The organism is Burkholderia sp. AU16741, from assembly GCF_002223345.1.
Classification (GTDB): domain Bacteria; phylum Pseudomonadota; class Gammaproteobacteria; order Burkholderiales; family Burkholderiaceae; genus Burkholderia; species Burkholderia sola.
Genome location: NZ_NKEZ01000017.1, coordinates 1 through 1,707 on the forward strand (window position 1 = coordinate 1; position 1,707 = coordinate 1,707).

General features: G+C 57.9%; 3 protein-coding genes. All 3 read right to left on the minus strand.

Annotated features, from left to right (window positions below):
• Positions 1-66: 66 nt before the first annotated feature.
• The gene (locus CFB89_RS33770) at positions 67-747 is read right to left on the minus strand and encodes an SDR family oxidoreductase (RefSeq protein ID WP_089471830.1); all 681 of its coding nucleotides are present in this window, start codon (positions 745-747) and stop codon (positions 67-69) included.
• 35 nt (positions 748-782) lie between these two features.
• Complete coding sequence (locus tag CFB89_RS33775; protein WP_089471831.1) at positions 783-1,163, minus strand: nuclear transport factor 2 family protein; 381 nt, start codon at positions 1,161-1,163, stop codon at positions 783-785.
• 82 nt (positions 1,164-1,245) lie between these two features.
• Positions 1,246-1,707 (minus strand): fumarylacetoacetate hydrolase family protein (locus CFB89_RS33780; protein ID WP_144030203.1); only part of this gene is annotated, 462 nt, incomplete at its 5' end.

A 1,707-nucleotide genomic window follows, 5' to 3' on the forward strand; every position in this document is an offset into this window, starting at 1 on the left:
CCCCCGTGTAGACAAATGGCGGCACCATTTCAGCATTCTGACGTGATGGCGTGGCGATCTTTCAGATCACGACTTCGGAGGTGGCGGCGGCCCGAGAACGATTTCCTCGCTCTTGTCCCGCTTCGTATACATCTCGAAGAACTTCGCGGCGATCTTGTCTGGGTCGACCTCCGTTCCCCGCTTCATTACGCCACCCACGTAGATCGTCCCGACGTAAATACCCTTCGCTGCCACTGCTCCGTTCAGATTGGACAGGTAATTGCGCAATCCTGCTGTCGCAATGCCCACGTTGGCGAGGAACGGAATGGGATTCAACGCCGAGGCGCCGGCGGTAAACAGCAAAGCGCCTTCTTTGCGAGCAAACATGTCGGGCAACACGTTGTGGACGGCCGTTATCGCACCCCCGACCAACACGTCGAACGAATAACGTGCGTTCTCGGCCGTAACATCGGCCGTCGCACGATAATTCTGGAACCCCAGCGCCGGGCTGTATTCGAGCACATCGATCGAGCCGAACTCCGCACGCAAACCATCGAGCGCGTCGCTCAGTTCTGACGCCTTGGTCACGTCTGCCAAACGGGTCTTGACCGATGTGACGCCGGCACTGGCGAGATCGGCGACCAGCTTGTCCAGGTTCTCCTGCTTCCGCGCGATCAAGCCGACATTGAAACCCTGGCTGCCGAACTCCCGAGCGATCGAAAATCCGCTTGTCGCGCCAGCCCCCACGATGACGATAGTTTTAGCCATACCTATGTGCCTCCAATCATTGGCTGTGCGCGTTCTCAGAACATGCTGTTGTTGTTATTGGGCTTCTCGGGAACCGGCGTCATGACATCCCAGTGCTCGGCGATCTTGCCGTTCTCGATCCGGAAGATATCGATCACCGCCGCACCGAGGCTGGCAGGGTCGAACTTGAAATGGTGGTGCACGACAACCAGATCGCCTTCAGCGATGATCCGCTTGATCTCCGTCGAGACGTTCTGGATGCCTTGCTTGAAGGCGGCCCTGACGGCCTCGAGGCCCGTCGGAACCATCGGGTTGTGCTGGATATAGTCAGGCCGAAAATTCAGCAGGCCGGCATCCACTTCGTGCTCGACGAAGACCTTCTGAAAGAAGTCGCGCACGATAGCCTTATTCTGCTCAAGTTGTGAATCGGTCGACATAGGAATCTCCTAACTAAAGAATTTTTGAAAGTATCTTCGCTGCTAAAAAACCCTGACGGGCCACCGCGATGAATATTTTCCGCTATACCGCAGGTGCTTCCTGCTTAACCGGATTACGCAACACGCCAATCTCGGCAATCTCGATCTCGACGATATCGCCGTCCTTCATGAACAACGGCGGCTCCTGACGCGCGCCCACACCACCCGGCGTGCCGGTGACGATGACGTCGCCCGGCTCGAGCTCGGTGAACGTGGAACAATACTCGATGAGCTGCGGAATGGATTGAATCATCTCGTGGCTCGTCGCGCGCTGGAGCTCGCGACCGTTCAGACGCGTCGACAGATGCAATTCGGCGTTATCGGGAATCTCGCCACGCGTGGCCATCCAAGGCCCGAAGCCACCGCTTCCCACGAAGTTCTTGCCAGGCACCCACTGCGGCGTGTGACGTTGCCAATCGCGTACCGAACCATCGTTGTAGGGCGCGTAGCCGGCGATATGCTCCCACGATGCCTCTTGAGAAATACGGCGGCCGCGCTTGCCGAT

What these genes read in the sequence shown, in the direction of transcription:
- CFB89_RS33775 (WP_089471831.1), bottom strand. Translation starts at nt 1,163, where the DNA reads ATGTCGACCGATTCACAACTTGAGCAGAATAAGGCTATCGTGCGCGAC.
- CFB89_RS33770 (WP_089471830.1), bottom strand. Translation starts at nt 747, where the DNA reads ATGGCTAAAACTATCGTCATCGTGGGGGCTGGCGCGACAAGCGGATTT.